Annotated in this window: 16 protein-coding genes and 1 pseudogene; 13 read left to right on the plus strand and 4 right to left on the minus strand. The window is 58.3% G+C overall.

What is annotated here, in order from left to right; all coding sequences use genetic code 11:
- Positions 1-318: 318 nt before the first annotated feature.
- Positions 319-1,230: a LysR family transcriptional regulator gene (locus CWM61_RS25255; protein ID WP_002914199.1), complete on the minus strand. Its 912-nt coding sequence runs from the start codon at positions 1,228-1,230 to the stop codon at positions 319-321.
- A gap of 115 nt (positions 1,231-1,345) precedes the next feature.
- Between CWM61_RS25255 and speB the strand changes: the two genes are divergently transcribed.
- Genes speB through CWM61_RS25295 form a run of 8 tightly spaced genes read left to right on the plus strand, consistent with a single transcriptional unit; the run spans position 1,346 to position 9,130 of the window.
- Positions 1,346-2,296 (plus strand): agmatinase, encoded by a 951-nt coding sequence (gene speB, locus CWM61_RS25260; protein ID WP_100632143.1) that lies wholly within the window; start codon positions 1,346-1,348, stop codon positions 2,294-2,296.
- A gap of 10 nt (positions 2,297-2,306) precedes the next feature.
- Entirely contained in the window at positions 2,307-3,170 is an 864-nt protein-coding gene (locus CWM61_RS25265; RefSeq protein WP_100632144.1) for a sugar phosphate isomerase/epimerase family protein, read from the plus strand.
- Positions 3,167-4,234 (plus strand): isopenicillin N synthase family dioxygenase, encoded by a 1,068-nt coding sequence (locus CWM61_RS25270; RefSeq protein WP_004145695.1) that lies wholly within the window; start codon positions 3,167-3,169, stop codon positions 4,232-4,234. The genes CWM61_RS25265 and CWM61_RS25270 overlap by 4 nt, the downstream gene beginning before the upstream one ends.
- Before the next feature lie 19 nt (positions 4,235-4,253).
- The gene (locus tag CWM61_RS25275) at positions 4,254-5,057 is read left to right on the plus strand and encodes an ABC transporter substrate-binding protein (protein ID WP_016161662.1); all 804 of its coding nucleotides are present in this window, start codon (positions 4,254-4,256) and stop codon (positions 5,055-5,057) included.
- A gap of 30 nt (positions 5,058-5,087) precedes the next feature.
- Entirely contained in the window at positions 5,088-6,608 is a 1,521-nt protein-coding gene (locus CWM61_RS25280; RefSeq protein WP_074387812.1) for an amino acid ABC transporter permease/ATP-binding protein, read from the plus strand.
- Positions 6,609-7,337, plus strand: coding sequence for a class II aldolase/adducin family protein (locus CWM61_RS25285; protein ID WP_004899997.1), 729 nt, complete (start codon positions 6,609-6,611; stop codon positions 7,335-7,337).
- A gap of 5 nt (positions 7,338-7,342) precedes the next feature.
- A complete protein-coding gene (locus CWM61_RS25290; RefSeq protein WP_061153609.1) occupies positions 7,343-8,275 on the plus strand; it encodes a 2-hydroxyacid dehydrogenase in 933 nt (310 codons plus the stop codon).
- Positions 8,276-8,335: 60 nt separating this feature from the next.
- The gene (locus tag CWM61_RS25295; protein WP_074387811.1) at positions 8,336-9,130 is read left to right on the plus strand and encodes an SDR family NAD(P)-dependent oxidoreductase; all 795 of its coding nucleotides are present in this window, start codon (positions 8,336-8,338) and stop codon (positions 9,128-9,130) included.
- Between the two features lie 37 nt (positions 9,131-9,167).
- Here the strand turns inward: CWM61_RS25295 and CWM61_RS25300 are convergent.
- Positions 9,168-10,020 (minus strand): annotated as a pseudogene (locus tag CWM61_RS25300) (transporter substrate-binding domain-containing protein).
- A 353-nt stretch (positions 10,021-10,373) separates the two neighbouring features.
- Between CWM61_RS25300 and CWM61_RS25305 the strand changes: the two are divergent.
- The 5 genes from CWM61_RS25305 (at position 10,374) to CWM61_RS25325 (ending at position 15,954) form a co-directional block, all read left to right on the plus strand.
- A complete protein-coding gene (locus CWM61_RS25305; RefSeq protein WP_100632145.1) occupies positions 10,374-10,991 on the plus strand; it encodes a LuxR C-terminal-related transcriptional regulator in 618 nt (205 codons plus the stop codon).
- Positions 10,992-11,094: 103 nt separating this feature from the next.
- Positions 11,095-11,646 carry a fimbrial protein gene (locus tag CWM61_RS25310; protein ID WP_074387809.1) on the plus strand — a complete coding sequence of 184 codons (552 nt, stop codon included), beginning with the start codon at positions 11,095-11,097 and terminating at the stop codon, positions 11,644-11,646.
- A gap of 41 nt (positions 11,647-11,687) precedes the next feature.
- Positions 11,688-12,356, plus strand: coding sequence for a molecular chaperone (locus CWM61_RS25315; protein ID WP_100632146.1), 669 nt, complete (start codon positions 11,688-11,690; stop codon positions 12,354-12,356).
- Between the two features lie 29 nt (positions 12,357-12,385).
- Positions 12,386-14,923 carry a fimbria/pilus outer membrane usher protein gene (locus tag CWM61_RS25320; RefSeq protein WP_077268451.1) on the plus strand — a complete coding sequence of 846 codons (2,538 nt, stop codon included), beginning with the start codon at positions 12,386-12,388 and terminating at the stop codon, positions 14,921-14,923.
- 2 nt (positions 14,924-14,925) lie between these two features.
- A complete protein-coding gene (locus CWM61_RS25325; protein ID WP_074387807.1) occupies positions 14,926-15,954 on the plus strand; it encodes a fimbrial protein in 1,029 nt (342 codons plus the stop codon).
- Positions 15,955-15,966: 12 nt separating this feature from the next.
- Here the strand turns inward: CWM61_RS25325 and CWM61_RS25330 are convergent, their stop codons facing one another.
- The gene (locus CWM61_RS25330; RefSeq protein ID WP_100632147.1) at positions 15,967-17,061 is read right to left on the minus strand and encodes a fimbrial protein; all 1,095 of its coding nucleotides are present in this window, start codon (positions 17,059-17,061) and stop codon (positions 15,967-15,969) included.
- A gap of 7 nt (positions 17,062-17,068) precedes the next feature.
- A complete protein-coding gene (locus CWM61_RS25335) occupies positions 17,069-19,582 on the minus strand; it encodes a fimbria/pilus outer membrane usher protein (RefSeq protein ID WP_100632148.1) in 2,514 nt (837 codons plus the stop codon).
- Positions 19,583-19,601 lie beyond the last annotated feature (19 nt).

A 19,601-nucleotide genomic window follows, 5' to 3' on the forward strand; every position in this document is an offset into this window, starting at 1 on the left:
GAAGCAATCTGCGGTTAGCCTGCGAAGTAAATTTTCTGATTTCACGGGCAAAGGCGGGGCAAACACAGATTCCCTTTCGTACCGTTTTATTTAACGCAAATGCCATCTTTTGTTCCGCTAGCCGCACCCTGTCGCCCCACGACCTGTCCACACCAGCGGCGCCTAACCCTGTGGATAACCTGGAGGCAGTTGCCTGGCAGCCCCAGCACAAGCGGGCTACCGGCTGCCGTTCGTTTTTTGAACAGGGGAAACAACCCCACCGGGCAGTGCGCTGAGCGCCAGAACCACCACCGCGACGGAGGGAGGCCCCTACCCCACTCAGTAATTCCACTTCGGCCGCGCCACCGTGTTTTTCTTCAGCAGGTCGCGGAACGCTTTCAGGTAGGGCTCATTGCTGCGCCCGCGCTTGCAGATGGCCGAGAATGGCGACTGAAAACCAAACTCGTTGGGCAGCAGCACCCGCAGGCGGTTCTCTTTGATCCACGGCCAGGCGTAATGCTCCGGCAGATAGCCAATATATTTCCCCGAGAGGATCAGCAGCAGCTGGGCGTCGACGGTCTCGACGGTGGCGCTGCCTTTGCTGAAGCCCCGGCGGCGCAGGTCACTGGTGTTCCAGTAGCTGCGGGTCACCAGCGGGCACTGGCTGATCTGCTCTTTATCCAGCTGACGGCTGAAGAACATCGGGTGCAGATCGCTGCAGTAGAGCCAGTGCTGTTCGCGGTACAACGGCTCGCTGATGATGTTATGCACCTGCGAGTTGTAGCTGCCGATGGCCAGGTCGATATGGTTGTTCAGCACGCCGTTCAGTTGCTCCGCCGGGGTACGAATAATCAGTTTGATATGCACATGGGGAAATTTGTCGCTGAAGCTGCGCAGAACCACCGGCAGCGAGAGCGCCGTTTCGGTCTCGATGGAGTCAAGCGTCGAGATACACAGGGTGCCGCTGTGCTCCCCTTTGAGCAGCGCCGACTGCCGCTCCAGCTCATTGAGTTCGCTCAGCACGCGGATCGCCTGCTGTAAAAACTGCTGACCTTTCTCGGTCAGGGAAAAGCCGCCGCGCCCGCGCTGGCAGAGGGTGAAGCCGAGCTGTCCCTCCAGCTGCGACATGGCATTGCTGATGGCGGAGACCGAAATGCCCAGCTCCTGCTGGGCCCGGCTGTAGCTCTCCAGGCGGGCCACCGCCTCGAAAACCTGCAGCTGTCGAATATTAAGGCTGGCGTCGTGATGCATCGTATTTAGTTCACCAATAAATGAACTGAGTATTTACGTCAGACGATGTAAAGTCCAGCGCGGGTTGCGCACTATCTCTCCTGTTACGTTTCATCCGTCAGATTCAGGAGCAGACATGGATAACCTCTTTCACCAACCGCAGGGTGGCAATGAGATGCCACGCTTCGCCGGCCGCGCCACAATGATGCGCCTGCCGTTTATCGAAGATTTACAGGGACTTGACGCGGCATTTGTCGGCATTCCGCTGGATATCGGCACCTCGCAGCGCTCAGGTACGCGCTACGGACCGCGCTATATTCGCGCCGAATCGGTGATGATCCGTCCGTACAATATGGCGACCGGCGCCGCGCCGTTCGACTCGCTGTCGGTGGCCGACATCGGCGATGTGCCGATCAATACCTACAGCCTGCTCAAATCGGTGCAAATTATCGAAGATTACTACACCGGTTTGAATAGTTATCCGCTGATCCCGCTAACCCTCGGCGGGGACCACACCATTACCCTGCCGATCCTGCGGGCGCTGACCAAAAAATATGGTCCGGTAGGGCTCATCCACGTCGACGCCCATACCGATACCAATGATGAGATGTTCGGAGAGAAAATCGCCCACGGCACCACCTTCCGCCGCGCCGTTGAGGAGGGACTGCTCGACCTCAAACGGGTGGTGCAGATTGGCCAGCGCGCCCAGGGCTACGCCGCCGGCGACTTCCAGTGGGGCGTTGACCAGGGCTTTCGCCTGGTGCAGGCGGAGCAGTGCTGGCATACCTCGCTGGCGCCGCTGATGGCCGAAGTTCGTCAGCAGATGGGCGACGGGCCGGTGTATCTCAGCTTTGATATCGACAGCCTCGATCCCATCTGGGCTCCGGGAACCGGGACGCCGGAAGTCGGCGGCCTGACCTCCATTCAGGCGCTGGAGATCGTCCGCGGCTGCCGCGGCCTGAACCTGATTGGCGCCGATCTGGTCGAGGTCTCTCCCCCCTATGACGTGAGCGGCAATACCTCCCAGTTGGCGGCCAACCTGCTGTACGAGATGCTCTGCGTCCTGCCCGGCGTGAAGTACGCCTGAGGAAGCCGCCATGGAGCTGAAATGCTTTCGCACCCTCTGGGGAGTCACCACCCCCTGGTCGCAAACGCTGGATGAACTGCAGCGCGTCGGCTGCTGCGGTATCGAAGCCCGCGTGCCGTTAACGGTGGCCGAGCGGCGGGAGCTCGCCGACCGCCTACAGGCGTCGGGGCTGGAGTATATCGCCATTCTTTTCAGCGGCGGCGGAGTGCTCCCCGCCCAGCATGAAACGCCGGAGCAGCATCTGGCGCGCCTGCAGACCCGCTTCGCCGAGGCCTGCAGCCTCAACCCTCGCTTTGTCAATCTGCTGGCGGGCAACGATCGCTGGCCGCTGGCGCAGCAGGTCGATTTTCTCGGCAAGGCGCACGAGCTGGCCGCCGGGTTTGGTTTGACCTGCAGCTTTGAAACCCATCGCGCCACCTCGCTGTACAGCCCGTGGCTCACGCTGGAGATCATTCAGCAGCTCCCCCAGTTGCGCTTTACCGCCGACATCAGCCACTGGGTGGTGGTCAGCGAGCGCCTGCTGGATGACCCCTGCGATGACTTCAGCGCCTTTATCGACCGCGTGCATCATGTGCAGGCTCGGGTGGGCTACGACCAGGGGCCACAGGTGCCGCACCCGGCGGCGCCGGAGTATCAGCCGGCGCTGACTTTTGCCGAGCGCTTCTGGCAGCAAATCTGGCATTCACAGCGCCAGCGCGGCTACCCGCAGACCACGCTGACCCCGGAGTTTGGCGCCGACGGCTATCTGCACCATCTGCCGTTCACCAACGTCCCGGTGGCCGATCTCTGGTCGCTCAACGCCTGGATGGTCGCGCGCCAGCAGGCCCACTTTCAGCAGTTTTTAACGCTCACTGAACAGGAACCGCAGCCATGACCGCCGTGAAGCACGCTTTTACTGAACTCCCGACCATCGATATCCGCGATCTGGCCGGCGACGATCTCGCCAGGCGCCAGGCGGTGGCCGACGCCATCGGCCGCGCGGCTCGCGAGGTGGGCTTTTTCTACATCACCGGCCACGGCATCGACCCGGCGCTGATCGCCGGCGTCCGCGAGGCGGCGAAGCAGATCTTCGCCCTGCCGATGGAGGAGAAGATGAACTATTACATCGGCCACTCCAAAAGCCATAAGGGCTACGTTCCGGAAGGAGAAGAGATCTACGGCTCCGGCAAGCCGGACCATAAAGAGGCTTTCGATATCGGCTTCCAGGCAGCGGATGACCATCCGCTGGTGCTCGCCGGCACGCCGCTGATCGGCGCCAATGAGTGGCCCGATCTGCCGGATTTCCGCGCGCGGGTGCTGGCCTACTATGATGCGGTTTTCGCCCTCGGCCACCGTCTGTTCGACGCTTTCGCCCTCGCGCTCGGCCTGCCGGAAGGGTATTTCAAACCGATGGTGACCTGCCCGCCGGCCAAGCTGCGGCTGATCCATTACCCGTTCGACGCCAGCGTCGAAGATGTTCCCGGAATTGGTGCACATACCGATTATGAGTGCTTCACCCTGCTGCTCGCCGACCAGCCCGGCCTTGAAGTCCTCAATGAAGAAAGCGTGTGGATCGATGCACCTCCCGTCAAGAACGCCGCCGGAGAAGAGGCGTTCGTGATCAATATCGGCGACATGCTGGAAGTGCTCAGCGCTGGCACATTTGTTGCTACAGCCCACCGGGTGCGCAAAGTGCCGCAGGAGCGGTACTCCTTCCCGCTGTTTTTCGCCTGTGATTACCACACGCTGATCCGCCCGCTGCCGACTTTTCTCGCCGCTGGCGAAGCCGGTGAATATCAGGAGCTCAGCATCGGGGAGCATATGTGGAGCCAGGCGCTGCAAACCTATCGCTACCTGCGTGAGAAGGTCAATCGCGGTGAACTTCAGCTACCGGAGCGCGCGCGCGGCACCAATACGTTTGGCCATTTGAAAAAACAGGCACAGCAAAAAAACCCCTAACCACCCGTGAGGAACCATGATGACTAGCACCCTGAAAAAAATCTCGCGCCGTGTCGCGCTTACCCTCGCCGTCAGCGCCTGTTTTTCCCCTGTCACCCAGGCGGCGGAACTGCTGACCGAGGGCGTCTTTAAGGTGGGGATGGAGGTCACCTACCCGCCGTTTGAGTCCTATGACAGCAATAACAACATCGTCGGTCTCGACCCGGATTTTGCCGCGCTGATCGCCCAACATCTGCAGGCCAAACCGCAGCTGATCGACACCAAGTTCACCAGCCTGATCCTCGGCATCGGCAAGAAATATGATGCGGTGATCTCCGGGATGTACGTAACGCCGGAACGCCAGAAGCAGGCCGACGCCATCCCTTACGCCCTCTCCGGCGCGTCGATCATCGCCCTGAAGGGCGGCGCGGTGCAGCCGAAAACCGAAGATGAGCTCTGCGGTGTGAAGGTCGGTCTGCAGGCAGGCACTACCTGGGTGACCAGCCTGAAAAAACACTCCGATGAGTGGTGCCTGAAAAACGGCAAACCGGCCATCACCATTCAGGAGTTCCCGACGGCGCCGGAAGCCTCGCAGGCGCTGCTGTCGAAGAACATCGGCGCCCAGCTTGAGATTGCCCCGGCGGCGCAGATCATCGTCGACAAGAGCCGCGGCCGCCTGGGGATAAGCTCTACGCGCCTGGTCTACCCGCTGCCGCTGGGGATCTACGTCGCCAAAGGCAACACCGAGCTGGCGGAGGCGATTAAGGCCACCCTGGCCACGCTGAAAGCCAACGGCCAATATGCCGCGCTGATCAAGAAATACAACTTAGAAAGCATCGATTAAAACAATAAGCACTGCGCAACAGGAGTCAGTATGGCGTTCGATTGGGGATACTTTTTTTCATTGTTTAGCATTGGAGCATTCTGGCAGGCGTGCGTGACCGTGATCGTGGTCAGCACCTTGTCCTGGGGGATCGGCCTGGTGGTCGGTTTTCTGTTAGCCTGCGCGAAGCTCTCCGCGCCGCGCTGGGTCAAGATCCCCGTCGAACTCTATATCTGGTTTTTTCGCAGCGTGCCGCTGATGGTGCTGCTGGTGTTTGTCTACAACCTGCCGCAGCTGTTTCCGGTGACCCAGCCGCTGCTCGGGGTGCCGTTTATCGCCGGGCTGGTGTCGATGACCGTCACCGAAGCGGCCTATATGGCGGAGATCCACCGCGGCGGACTGCTGTCGGTGGCCAAGGGGCAGAGCGAGGCGGGCCATGCGCTGAGCTTCAGCTTTATCGGCATCCAGCGGCTGATTGTTATTCCTCAGGCGTTTCGCATCTCGCTGCCGACGCTGATCAATGAATACATCACCATCATTAAGCTGAGCTCGATTCTGTCGGTGGTCTCCTTACCCGAACTGCTGCTCACCGGCCAGCGCTTATATGCGCAGAATTTTCTCGTGATGGAGACCCTGCTGGCGGTGGCGGTGTACTACGTGATGGTGGTTACCGTCTTCACCTGGCTGTTCCGGGCGCTGGAAAATCGTCTCGATATTCAGCGTAAGCGTCCGCAAACCCTCAGCGAGGCGGAATGCCAGGCGCTGCGCCAGAGCCTGCCGGCGCTGACGGAGGAGATCAAAACCCCGGCCGTCAACGGCGCGCCGCCAGCGCTCGATCTGCGGGGCATCCGCAAATCCTGGGGTCAGCATGAGGTGCTGAAAGGCATCGATCTGCAGGTGGAGAACGGGGAGGTGATCAGCATCATCGGCCCGTCCGGCTCCGGCAAAACCACCCTGATCCGCACCATCAACGCCCTCGAAAGCATTGATGGCGGGGAGATCATTCTCTACGGCGAAGACTATCTGAAAGGCGGAGCCATCGTTGATAAGCGCCAGATGCGCGCCGGGGTGCGGCGCATCGGCATGGTCTTCCAGAGCTTCAACCTGTTCCCCCACCGTACGGTGCTCGACAACGTGATGCTGGCCCCGCGCTATCACCAGCTGCTGGACCAGCCGGTCGCCAGAGAACAGGCCCTGGTGCTGCTCGACCGCGTCGGCCTGCTGGCCCATGCCCACAAATACCCCTGGCAGCTCTCCGGCGGCCAGCAGCAGCGCGTGGCGATCGCCCGGGCGCTGGCGCTGAAGCCGGACATTATGCTGTTTGACGAGCCAACCTCGGCGCTGGATCCGGAGCTGGTAGGCGAAGTACTGAAGGTCATTCAGTCGCTGGCCCGCGAAGGCATGACCATGCTGATTGTCACTCACGAGATGGACTTCGCCCTGTCGATTTCCGACCGCGTAGTGCTGATGGAGAACGGCGTGGTGCAGGCCGATATCGCCCCGCAGGTGATCCGCAGCCCGCTGGAGGCCCCTTCTCTGCAACGAATCCGTGAATTTATGGGAGTACGCTAAATGGCAACTGAGCAACACCTGCGCCAGCAGCTGGCCGCCGCCTACCGGCTGGCGGCGCTGTTCGGCTGGGAGGATACCCTCTACACCCACTTCTCCGTGCGCCTGCCCGGCGATGGCGAGCCGCGTTTTTTAATTAATCCCTTCGGCATGATGTTTGACGAAGTCACCGCCAGCAACCTGATCGTGGTGGATATGCAGGGCAAGGTCGTAGAGGGCGACGCGCCAGCTAACTCGGCGGGATTCACCATCCACAGCGCGGTGCATATGGCCCGGGAAGACGCCCACTGCGTGATCCACACCCATACGCTGCCGGGAATGGCGGTGGCCGCCTGCGAGGACGGCCTGCTGCAGCTCAACCAGATCAGCACCGAGTTTTACCAGCGCGTCGGCTACCATCCCTATGAAGGGGTGGCTTTTGACCTCGACGAACGGGCGCGCATCCAGCGCTCGCTGGGGAATAATATCGCCATGATCCTGCAGAGCCACGGCCTGCTGTCGGTGGGCCGCACCGTGGCTGACGCGTTTTACATCATGTACTACCTGAACCGCGCCTGCGAGATCCAGATGGCCACCGCCCAGCTGGCGGCCCTCAGCCCGATCCACACCATCGCTCCGCACCTCAGCCAACACGCCTGCGAGCAGCTGATGGGCGTGGAGCATGAACGTCAACAGGTCTGGCAGGCGTGGCTGCGCCGTCTTGACCGTCTCGATACCTCTTACAAAGACTAACGCCTATGTCTGATATCACTATCGTTGTGGATTGTAACGACGCGGATTTCGCCCGCGATATTTGCGCCGCCCTGCAGCAGTTTCCCGACGTCACGGCGCTTCTGCCCCATCACCAGGCGGCGCGCGACGCCCAGTACGCCAGCTGCTGGTTCCCGGACCCGCAGCTGCTGAGCCGCTCGCCGGGGCTGAAGCTGATCCAGGCCGCGTCCGCCGGGGTCGATCATCTGCCGCCCGCGCTGTTCGCCAGCGAGATCCCGCTGTGCCGGGTGATCGATGAAGATTTTCGCCACGGCATGTTCGAATATGCCCTGTGGAGCGTCCTGTGGTTTCAGCGCCATTTCGACCGGGCGCTGGCCCACCAGCGAACCCAAACCTGGAAGCTCTATCCCCAGCGCGCCGCCGCCGACTTCCATATCGGCATTATGGGTCTGGGCGAAATTGGCGGCTATATCGCTGACCAGCTGGCCCGCCTCGGCTATCGGGTCTCCGGCTGGTCGCGCAGTGAAAAGCAGCTGGCTGGCGTCACCTGCTATCGCGGCGAGGAGGCGCTCGGCAACTTCCTTGGGTCGCTTGACGGGCTGATTAACCTCCTGCCGCTCACCGCGCAGACCCGCGGTATCCTCGCCGCACCGCTGTTCAACCAGCTACCCGCCGGGGCGGTGTTGATCAACTGCGGCCGCGGGGAGCATATGGTCAATGAAGATGTGCTGGCGGCGCTGGAGAGCGGACAGCTCGCCGGGGCGGTGCTCGACGTCTTCCCGCAGGAGCCATTGCCGGCGGACGATCCGCTGTGGCGCCATCCGCAGGTGGTCATCACCCCGCATATGGCCTCTGCGGCCCCTGCTGAGGTGATCGCCCGCCAGCTGCTGGAGAACATTCAGCGCCAGCGCCGTGGACTGCCGCTGAAAAACCTGGTCAATAAGCACGCCGGTTACTGATCCCCAACCATACCGCCGCTGCTACGCTTAATGGGAGATCCACAACCAGAAGGCAGGAACATGAAGATTGATTTAGCGGGGAAAGTCGCACTGGTCACCGCCTCCACGGCGGGGATTGGCTTCGCCATTGCCAAAGGCCTGGCGGAGAGCGGCGCAGAGGTCATCATTAACGGGCGCAGCGAGCAAAGCGTGAACGCCGCGATCGCTCGTCTGCAAAATGAGGTGCCGGGCACGAAGGCGCGCCCCGCCATCGCCGACCTCAGCGACGCCGACGGCGCAGCCCAGCTGCTGAGGGCGGTGACCGGCGTCGATATTCTGGTCAATAACGCCGGGATCTATGGCCCGCAGGATTTCTACGCCACCGACGACGCGACCTGGGACAACTACTGGCAGACCAACGTCATGTCCGGCGTACGCCTGTCGCGGGGGCTGCTCCCGGCGATGGTCAGTAAAGGCTGGGGGCGGGTGGTGTTTATCTCCTCAGAATCGGCGCGCAATATCCCGGCGGACATGATCCATTATGGCGTGACCAAGACCGCGCAGCTGTCGCTGGCCCGTGGCCTGGCGAAATATGTCGCCGGCAGCGGAGTGACCGTTAACAGCGTTCTGCCTGGGCCGACGATTTCCGACGGCTTTGCCGAAATGCTGAAAGACGACGTGGCGAAAACCGGCCAGTCGCTGGAGGAACTGGCGAAAGCGTTTGTCATGACCCATCGTCCGAGCTCGGTGATCCAGCGGGCGGCCTCGGTGGAAGAGGTCGCCAATATGGTGGTCTACGTCTGCTCGCCGCAGGCGTCGGCCACCTCCGGCGCCGCGCTGCGCGTCGACGGCGGCGTGGTGGATGATATTCTCTGAATCGCAGGGGAGACCCTCTCCCCTCTTAGCTCAGCGGTTAACCGCGAATTTTCCACTTCCGTTTGAGAACCTCTTTGTCCTGGCTATCCAGCCACTGGTTCACTTTCTCCAGCAGCGCCGGGTTATCCTTATTCATCATATACACTTTGTCGCTGGCGGTGCCGGCGAACGGCGTTTCGTTAGCAACGCAGAACACGCCGGGCTCTTTGCTCTGATAGTAGTCGCCTTCGATCAGGTCAGTCACCATCATATCGGCCGTTTTCTGCCGCAGCGCCTCCAGGTTGTCGACGTTGTTCTGCACGCGAATGATCTGCGCCTGCTTAATATGCTCATCGACAAAGCTCTGGTTTGTGCCGCCAGGGTTGACGACCACCTTCACCTCCGGGCGGTCAATCTTCTCCAGCGAGCCGAGCCGCGGGGCGGCCTGGCAGTTGGCTAAGGCGATTTTACCGTTTGCCACTACCGGGTGGCTGAGGGCGAAGTCCTTCGCCCGCGCCGGAGTCTGCGTCACGCCGCCCATCGCAATATCAAACTTGTCCGCCTGCAGATCGGCGGCGAGCACGGGCCAGCTGGTGTAGACGAAGCTCACCTTCAGCCCCAGCGTGCGCCCGAGATCGCGGGCCATGTCCACGTCATAGCCCTGCAGCTCGCCGGCGGCATTGCGAAACGCCAGCGGGGCATAATCGCCCGGCACGCCCACCTTCAGCTCACCGCTGTGCTCGATGGTTTGCATATCACGCGCCTGGGCGCCGCAGGTCATTATCGCCAGCGTCAGCGCCAGCCCCACCGTCAGTTTCATCTCGCCATCCTTATCGTTATCGGGTTTTCGCGCCGGGGTGATCGGCCGCTTATCAGTCAACACCATCCGCAGCATGTGCCAGGGCATTCATCCTATTTTTAATCATCGGGACATACAACCCGGCGTGGGGCAAAATGATAATTAATCTTCTTTCTCGCTACGAGCTTGCTGGTTGTTTTGACTTTCAGTAAAATGCCCCGCAGCACATTCATATTTTATTGCTGGCCATACGTTTAATATATTATTTCTTATCGCTTGTTTTACCTTCCCCTTATGATTTAATAGTTGAATGTTAAATCACAACCTTCTGATTAATAACTAAAAACACTTCATGCAACAACTTTCGTTAGGATTTTTCTAATGATCCTGCTTATCATCTTATTTACTCCTCCCTCCTCCAGCAGTAATACTTAGTTACAGAAGCAGTGTATAAGGAAATACATTATGATTATTATCATTTCCGCCAATAAATTTTTTATTAACGGCATCCGGTCTCTTGTTAACATGACCATGAGTGCTCAACGTCGGTATAGTCAAACATTGTTTCCGGATAATATTTCTGACGTGAATGAGAAAAGTCTAACCATAGCCAGAACCATTATCGTGGACTATAGCCACCCGGACATTCAACAATTAGCCGCACTGCTCTATCGTAAAAAAAAGATCATTCATGGCGATATCGTTTTTGTCGTTAAAAGTGAGATTCTTGCCGATCCAGTCGAAAACATTATCATAAACTCTATTTCGACGATCGTGCTTGATTATATAGATGTTACCCAACGGCTGCATAAATATTTACAGAATGCGTCTGATCATCGCTGTATTAAAGTGTTCAGAAAATCAATTAGCTCGCTGGACAGTTGTGTCAATATTAAACTTACGAAACAGGAGGACTCTCTTCTCCCCTACATCATCTCAGGTTTAAATAATAAAAAAATTGCTCAGGCCACCGATCTTAGCAATATGATGATCAGTCACTATCGGAGAAACATCTACCAGAAACTCAATGTCCGCAATATCGCAGGTCTGTATCATTTCCTGCACTCCCTGGAGGGGGGATAAGTACGCTTTATGGCTATCACAACAACAGAGCTAACGGCTTACGCAGCGTCAATGAGTATGCCTGGCTATTAGCTTCCCAGGGTCACAACAGAAGGAATTGGCTATGAAAATGAAATCACTTTGCCTGGCAATGGCACTCGTCGGCTTGACCTCACACTATGCCACTGCGGCGGACGGTACGCTGAATTTTGTCGGTAAAATTGTCAACTCAACTTGCGAACTGGAAGGCGCCAATGCGCAAGGTGTCATTGAGGTTAAGATGGGCTCTGTTCCGCTGTCTAAATTAAAAAATGATACCAATGGTACCGGACCAGAAGTTGGGGTCAATATTAGCGTCAAAAATTGTGAAGAGGGCACGTACTATATTGTGCTCGACGGCGCATCAGCCACCGACGCGCCTATCACTAACGTACTGGCTCTCGATGCGGATCCGGATTCGGCTGAAAAAGTCGGCATTAAGCTAACCGCCCGCGATAATACCCCAGTCACGCTCGATAAACCTTTCGATCCCGACGTCGACCCGAGCATTACGATCGATGCCGATGGCGGCTCCGGTACCTTCAACCTGAAAGCCTATTACTACACCTGGGATAAAACAAACGTCAAAGCTGGCGACGGCAATGCGACCGCCAGGTTTACCATTATGCAGAACTAACTCTTGGCCAGGGACGGCACGACGCGGATAAGGGGTAAGATATGAAAACGCTGCTGGCAGTGATCATAGGCGCTTTGGCTTTTCAGACCCAGGCGGCCATTACCATCGATGCCTCACGGGTCATTTATTCGGGCAAAGATAAATCGGCCAGTCTGAAAATTAACAACCGAAGCAGCAAAAACTATATCGTCCAGACCTGGCTTGATACGGGTCCGGAGACCCCCAGCAGCGGCTTACCCATTGTGGCAACGCCGCCCCTGGTCAAATTACGCCCCGAGCAATCGGCACAACTTCGCTTTATTTACTCAGGAACCGGTCTTCCTGTCGACAGGGAAAGTCTGTTTTGGGTGAATATTCAGGAGGTCCCTCCTGCGCCTGAGGGGAATAACATTCTGCAGTTCGCGATTCGCACCCGATTAAAACTATTTTATCGCCCGCAAGGGATTGCCACATCGTTGACCAAAGCTGTTGAAAATCTGCAGTGGCAGCAAAGCGCTAACACGTTATCTTTTACTAACAACAGTCCACTGCATGTTACTGTTATTAATGCCGAGGTGATCGATAACAAAGGCAAAATCTATCCTCTGAAAAATTTTATGTTGCTGCCGTACAGTCATCACGCTGTCAATATCGCCAGCATGCAGCGCTTGCACAAAATGAAATATATTAATGATTACGGCGCCGTTGTTGATATTCCAATAAAAAAATAAACGTCGCACCTCTTTAGGGAGATAGAGTGATGGACGATATTAAATTACGCTATTTTGCCAGCGCATGGTTAATCTCCGTCACGTTACCGGCAGACAGTGCGGAACGCTACAATGCCCAGTTTGTGAACGGTATCGACCCGCTGGCTTTTAATCAGTTTGTCGCCAGCGATAGCGACGTCATACCGGGCACCTATGACGTTAATATTTACATTAACGATCTGCTAGTGGACAGTCGTCCCGTTCGCTTTTCAGAGGATAGCGCACACGGCGGGTTGGCCCCCTGCCTGAGCGCGGCGGAATATATCCGCTATGGAGTCAAGATTAATGATGACCACCAGCCCTGTTTCGCTCTGTCGCAGACGATCGGCCAGGCAGAGCAACAGCTGGATATCGCTAATCATCGGCTGATCATTCATATCCCTCAGCAATATATTGAGCACTATCCCCGTGACTATGTTTCCCCCATGCGCTTTGATGAAGGTATTAACGCTGCTTTCGTCAACTACAGCTATTCTACCGATGCCAATAATGGCGACAGGGGCAGTCACCAGTATCAATATCTTTCGCTAAACAGCGGGATCAATATTGCATCGTGGCGATTTCGCAATAATGCTTACTGGAATAAGTTCAGCGGGCAGGCGGATAAGTGGCAAAGTATCGCCAGTTGGGCGGAAACGAACATCATTCCCTGGCGCAGCCGGCTTGTCGTCGGCCAGACCAGTACCGACAACAGCGTCTTCGATAGCGTCCAGTTTCGCGGCGTACAGCTTGGCACCGACGCCGAAATGCGCCCCAGCAGCCAGACCGGCTTCGCGCCGGTCATTCGAGGTGTGGCCAACAGCAATGCCCGGGTGGAAGTACGGCAGAACAACTATCTGATTTACAGCGAGAACGTCCCTGCCGGTCCCTTTGAGCTAAATGATATCAGCGCCGTTAACCGCAGCGGTGATTTCTACGTGACCGTCATTGAAGCCGACGGTAGCCAGACGACCTTTACTGTCGCTTACACCACCCTGCCACAGCTGGTGCGGGCAGGCCAATGGAATTATCAGCTGTCGGCGGGGAAGTATCATGACGGCGCTGACGGCTATGCTCCCGCCCTGATGCAAAGTTCGCTCTCTTATGGCCTGAATAATACCTTCACACTATACGGTGGCGCCCTTGCAGCAGAGAACTATCGCGCCGGCGCCTTTGGCGTCGGTAGCAATCTGGGGGAGATTGGCGCCCTCTCAGCCGACTATACGCTGGCGGGAACGACGCTGGCGAGTGGCCAGCGCAAGCAGGGAGGGAGCGTGCGTTTTCTGTATGCTAAATCCTTTTTATCGAGCAAGACCGACTTTCAAATCGCGGGCTACCGTTACTCAACCGCAGGTTATTATAGCCTCAGCGATGCGGTTAACGAGCGTCGACGCTGGCACAATGGCCTGTACGAAAATGATTACTGGCCCTCAGACGAAGACGAAAGCTGGCAGGCAAGCGCTCCCCAACACTATTACACGTCCTGGTTTTATAATAAAAAGCATCGCTTTGATATTTCTGCCCGGCAAACTCTCGGTAAGAACAGCGCTTTCTTCCTTAACTTCAGCCAGCAAAATTACTGGAATAGCTCAGGAAGCGATATCTCTCTGCAAGCGGGCTTTAATACCACTATCCATAACGTGAACTATGGTCTGTACTATCAGAATACGCGTAGCCACTTCACGCATGACGACAACAGCATCACATTGCGCGTTTCCATCCCTTTTACTCTGCAAGAAAACCGCCGGATCAATACCGCATTTACCCTCGCCCACAGTAAATCTTCTGGCACTTCCGGGCAGGCTGGGGTAAACGGCGCTCTGCTCGATGATGGTCGCCTGAGCTGGGCCGTCACCAGCGCCTATGACGACACCAGCCATACCACCAACAGCGCCAGCCTGGGTTATCTCGGCCAGTACGGTAACCTATATACCGGCTACGCCTACAGCAAAAGCAACCGTCAGGCGAGTCTGAATCTGAGCGGCGGCGTGGTGGCACACCGCGGCGGCGTTACCCTCTCGCAACCGCTGGGATCAACCTTTGCGCTGGTGGAAGCCAAAGACGCTCAGGGGGTAGGGATAGAGAATCAGACCGGCGTGCGCATCGATCCATTCGGCTACGCTGTCGTACCACAAAGCGTTCCCTATCGGGTCAATTCTGTCGCTCTCAACCCTCAGGACTTCGATGCCTTTCTTGATGTCCCTAACGCAGTGGCGGATACCGTGCCTACCCGCGGGGCAATTACCCGGGTGCGCTTTGATACATTCCGGGGATATAGCGTGCTGATCCATACCACCCTCGCCGACGGGAGCTATCCACCATTGGGCGCACAGCTCTATCGCGCCAGTGGGATCAGCAATGGTCTGGTCGGCCCGGGAGGGGAAGTTTATGTCAGCGGCGTCGATTCAGGCGAAAAGCTGCAGATGAAATGGGGCGAAACGCACCAGCAAAGCTGCGAAATCACCCTGCCCGAACTGCGCCAGGAGCCTCAGCAGGCGACGGCCTGGCGTGAATTATCCTTAATCTGCACAGTAACCCCCACGAGGTAATTATGCGCCGACTTAGCGATACGTTATTTCTGACATGGCTTTCCTTTCTGTTCATGCTGAGCGCCTTCCCGGCGCAGGCGCTGACCTGCAAGACCACCTCGTCCACGATCAGCGAAGTCGTGAATATCGAGAACATCATTAAAGTCTCCAGCAGCGAGCTTATTGCCAATAAAAAGATATGGGTCTCCAGTCCTATTACCGCCACCTTCACCTGCGAAGATACTGATAATTTTCCGAACGGTGAAAGCGCTTATTTCTGGCTGGATCCGGAAAATAAAGCCAGCAGCTTGCCCAACTTTATCCAAATAGGCATTACTTACAACGGCGTCGACCATCTGCTACAAAATAAAACATCCGTGGAGATTGGCCCGGCGACGCTGTGTGATAAAAGCGGTAATACCTGCAAGTCCCCGGCCATTGCGCAGACATTCAGCCTGGTTTACCAGGTCTATATCGTCTCGACGGGCCGCAGCGTGACCGGGGATGGTAAAATAGCCGATAACCTTAAATTGTCGCTTTTTCAGGTAGATGGTCAAGGCGGTCTACGTAACGGCACCGCTGGCGCCAACTATAATCTTTTCATTACCGGGCTGAACCGTATCAGCACGATGGCCTGCGTCCCCACGGTATCTATTTCGCCAAGCGAAATTAACTTTGGCGATATTCCTGCCGGTAACGCCCGACCGGGCTACTATGAAAAAACACGCCCATTTACCGTCACCTATGGTCTGGTCAAGCAGGGTAACGGCAGTGAATGCGGGACCGAACCTATGCTGACTACGTTTAGCTCCACCAATACGGTACAGGAGAGCGCCATTATTTTGCCACAGCCGGATAGCGGCTTCGGCATCGTCATCTCGCCAAACGCCAGCATGCTTCCACGTATTGAGATGAATGCTCCGATTCACTTTACGCTGGCAACTGGCGCGACCCTCGCGAGCACCTATACGGCGGGGCTGCTCTGGTTGTCGAGAACGCCGAAGCTGGGTCCTTTTTCCGCGACGGCCAAAATCACCGTGACCTTTGAATAACGCCGCACCGGGTTAGTTATACTCCAGGGCGAAGGTAACCATGCTGTTGGCCGTGCCCGCCCCCACCGTGGCGTCAGTCTGCACATACTGGGCGTTAAAATTGATCGCTTCGGCGGTACCGGCGTTGGCGCCGGTCACCCTTTTCAGGATCGGCAAGTTGCTGGCCTCATTGATCTTAACGCTGGTGCCATCAGAGACTGCCGCGCCGGGGTTATTGCCGTAGGTCAGCTTCACGCCGACGCCGCTGGCGCTGTTGCTGGCCTTGCTCAGGGCCAGGGTATCGCTCTCCACGCTGACGCCGAAAAAGCCGATGCGCACGTCGGTCGGCGACGGGCAGAACACCGGAATCGAAAAGCGCTTCGCCTGGCCGCCGGTGCTCCCTTTGCCGTGAAACTCCGCCCGGTTTACCGTGCCCAGAGTGACCTGGATCGTCGACGTCGCTACCTGACAGCTGCCGCTGCTGCCGATGTCCACGTTCAGGGCGGCCATATCGAGACTGACCGGCGCGCTGGCGACATAGCCGGCGCTCCCGCTGGCCTGCTGCTCAATGGTCATCTCCCCCACCTGCGGCAGCGACGGCGAGTTGGTATGCGTCCCGTCCGCCAGCTGCACCGTCCCGGTTTTATAGAAGGTCACCGCGATCCTGACCGTGGTTTGCTGCTGCGTCATCAGCGCCGGGAGCATTGCACTGTCGCACACCACCACCGACTCGCCGCCCACGGAGTGGCTGCCGTCGATAGCGCGCATCGGGCCGCCCGCGCACTGAAAGCTGAGCGAGTAACCGATGCCGTCGATGGCGCTGGGGTAGACGTGCTGTCCGTTAATCACCACCGGCGAGCCGCCGGTTTTCAGTTGCTTATAGACGATGCGTTTGGCGCTCGCCGTCGGCAGCTGCAGGTCGCAGGAAAAGGGGATCCCGCTGCCGTTATCCGCCATCGCGCTGGTCATCTGGGTATTGACCGGCAGCGTGGGTAAATATTTGATATTGGGAATATTGACCGTGGTCTGGCCGATATTCGCGCGGCAGGTTTCAGCCCGCACGCCGGGGAGGTAACCACTCAGCGCCAGCAGAAAGAGAACAGGAAGTAGACGAAAAACAGATTTCATAGCCGCCTCAGCGTGTCTGGCACAGTCCGGAGACGGTTTTCACCGTATTCAGACTCTGCTGTGGGTTATCCGGAAGTTGAAAATGCAGCGTGCAGCTCTGCGACTGGTTGTTAACGACCCAGCTCACCGCCAGGGTCCCCTCCTGCGGCACGCCGCTGAGGTACACCTGCCCACCGTCAGCCACCATGCCGCCCGGCGCATTGCCGCTCTCCTCCGCCGTGACCAGCCGCGCGCTGGCGCCAAACGGCAACGGCCCCTGGGCATTGCGCAGGGTAAACAGCACCCGGTTGCCAATGTGGGTCCGGTAGTTGGCCATCACCACCGCGCCGCCGCCGGGGATCACGGTCTGCCCCTCCTGATCGACGTCGGTATCGTCGGCCATCGACTCTGTGTCGAGGGTAATGACATTTTTCCGGTAGGCGGTCAGGGATGGCACCACGGCATAGCCGCGCCAGTCGGTGTGCACATTGTTGCCGTTTTGTACCGCCACCCCAGCGGCCCCCGGCGCGCGGACGATGGCGAAGCTCTCGCCCACCGTCTGGCCGAAGGTGACGCCGTGCGGATGCGCGACCACCGAGCCGGCGCCTCCCCAGGTCAGCTGGTTGCTGGCGGCGTCATGACGATAGCCGAGCTGGGCGTTGCCGAAGCCGCCGTGGTAATCCAGCGCGACGCTGCTGTTGCTGCCTCGCCCCTGGTTGCCATAGCCCTGCTGGACCGAATAGAACAGATTTGGCCGCGTCGGCACCGCGCCATACAGCGAGACCTGCTGCGAGGTATAGCCATTGCTGTCCGAGGTGGTGTTATAGCTTACCGCGCTGTCGGACAGCGGGCCGCCCAGCGGGATGTTGATATTAAATGACCAGGAACGGTCATTTTTTTCCTGATTGCTGGCGCGGGTGTAGTAATAGCCCACGCCCCAGGAGATCCCCTTCCAGGCGCTGTAGAACCCGAGGTGTACCGTCTCATCCCGGCTCTGCCGGTGCCAGTAATCCTGCGACCAGGCGGAGATCGCCAGACTGCCGAGGCCGCCAAGGCTTTGTGTCACCGACAGCTCTTCCCGGCAACGCCGGTTGTCCACCTGCCCCTGCGCGCTTTCCAGCGCGCTGGCTTCGGCAAAATCGTAATAGCCGCTGGAGGAGTAGCGGTAGCTGGCGAGGCTGAATGAGGTCCCCGAGCTGACAAAATCTTTCTGATACTGGGCGCGCAGCGAATGGCCCGCGTAGCGTTTGCCCGACGGCGTGCGGGTGACGGCCTGGGTCACGTCGCCTCCCAGCGACCCGAACTCGCCGAAGCCGCGACCCAGGCCCAGCGCCCAGGACTGATAGTCCTGCGCCAGTTGCGTACCGCCGTAGAGGGTAAATCCCGCCGACAGACCGTAGAACAGGGTTCCCTGGAGGAATTCCGGCGAGCGGACGGTATCCGCCCCCGAATGGTAGCGCCCGGCGCTAAGGCTGAATTTGCCGCGCCCTTCGCGCAGCATAAAAGGAACTGCGGAATAGGGCTGAGTGAAGGTGCGCACGGCGCCATTGCTCTCGGTCACCTTTACCTCCAGATCGCCGCTCTGCGAGGTGGGGTAAAGATCGCTGATGGCAAATGCCCCCGGCGACACGAAGGTCTCGTAGATCACATACCCGTGCTGAGAGACGGTCACTTTGGCATTGCTGTGCGCCACGCCGCGGATAGTGGGGGCAAAGCCGCGCTGGCTGTCCGGGAGCATCTCATCGTCAGACATCAACTGGACGCCGCGAAAGGGGATGCTGTCAAAGACATCGCCAGTGGTATAGGTATCGCCGATCCGCAGCAGACTCTTCAGCGAGCGGACGTCGCGCTGCAGCCAGGTACTCTGTGAATCCCAGTGCCGACGCTGCTGGTCGTACTGCATCGAGGAAACATTGCGCAGCCGCCAGGCGCCCAGGTTCACGCCGCTGCGTAAATTGAGGTAGTTCGAGCGGCTACTCTCCCCGTCATCGGCACTCTTGATCTGCGCACCGGAAAAATAGTAATCAACAAACGCGGCGGGCACGCCATCGTCCCAGCGCGATGGATCGACATAGCCGCGGCTTTGCACATTCATCGCCGCCTGGGGAATACTCAACGTCAGGCGCTGGTTAGCAAAGGTGAACCGACTGCTGGCATCGGGAATAAACTTCTCGATACGAGTGAAGGTCTCTCCTTCATGCAGCGTTTGAAAGACGGGAAAGGCGCTGACGTTGACCCCATAATCCGCCAGCTGAGCGGGCGTCAGCACCGGCTGCAGCTTCCCGCCATCGTCAACAAACGTAATATCGGCCTGGCCCAGCTCCTGGTCGTTAACCACCACGGTGACAGAGTAAGTACCCGGCTGCTGCCCGCCGGGTTTGGCGAAATAGTGCAGGTCGGAGGTTTGCTGCTGCGGATCGGCAAACTCCAGCGCCGCCGGGTCAAAATAGTCGTCGGCCAGCGCCCGGTTCAGCGGGCTGAGACAAAACATCATCGTCGGTACCGTCGCCAGCGCCAGTGCCCGGCTGGCGGCCACTGGCATTGCGGCATATTCCCGCACC

The organism is Klebsiella sp. K-Nf6 (assembly GCF_002806655.1).
Classification (GTDB): Bacteria; Pseudomonadota; Gammaproteobacteria; order Enterobacterales; family Enterobacteriaceae; genus Klebsiella; species Klebsiella variicola.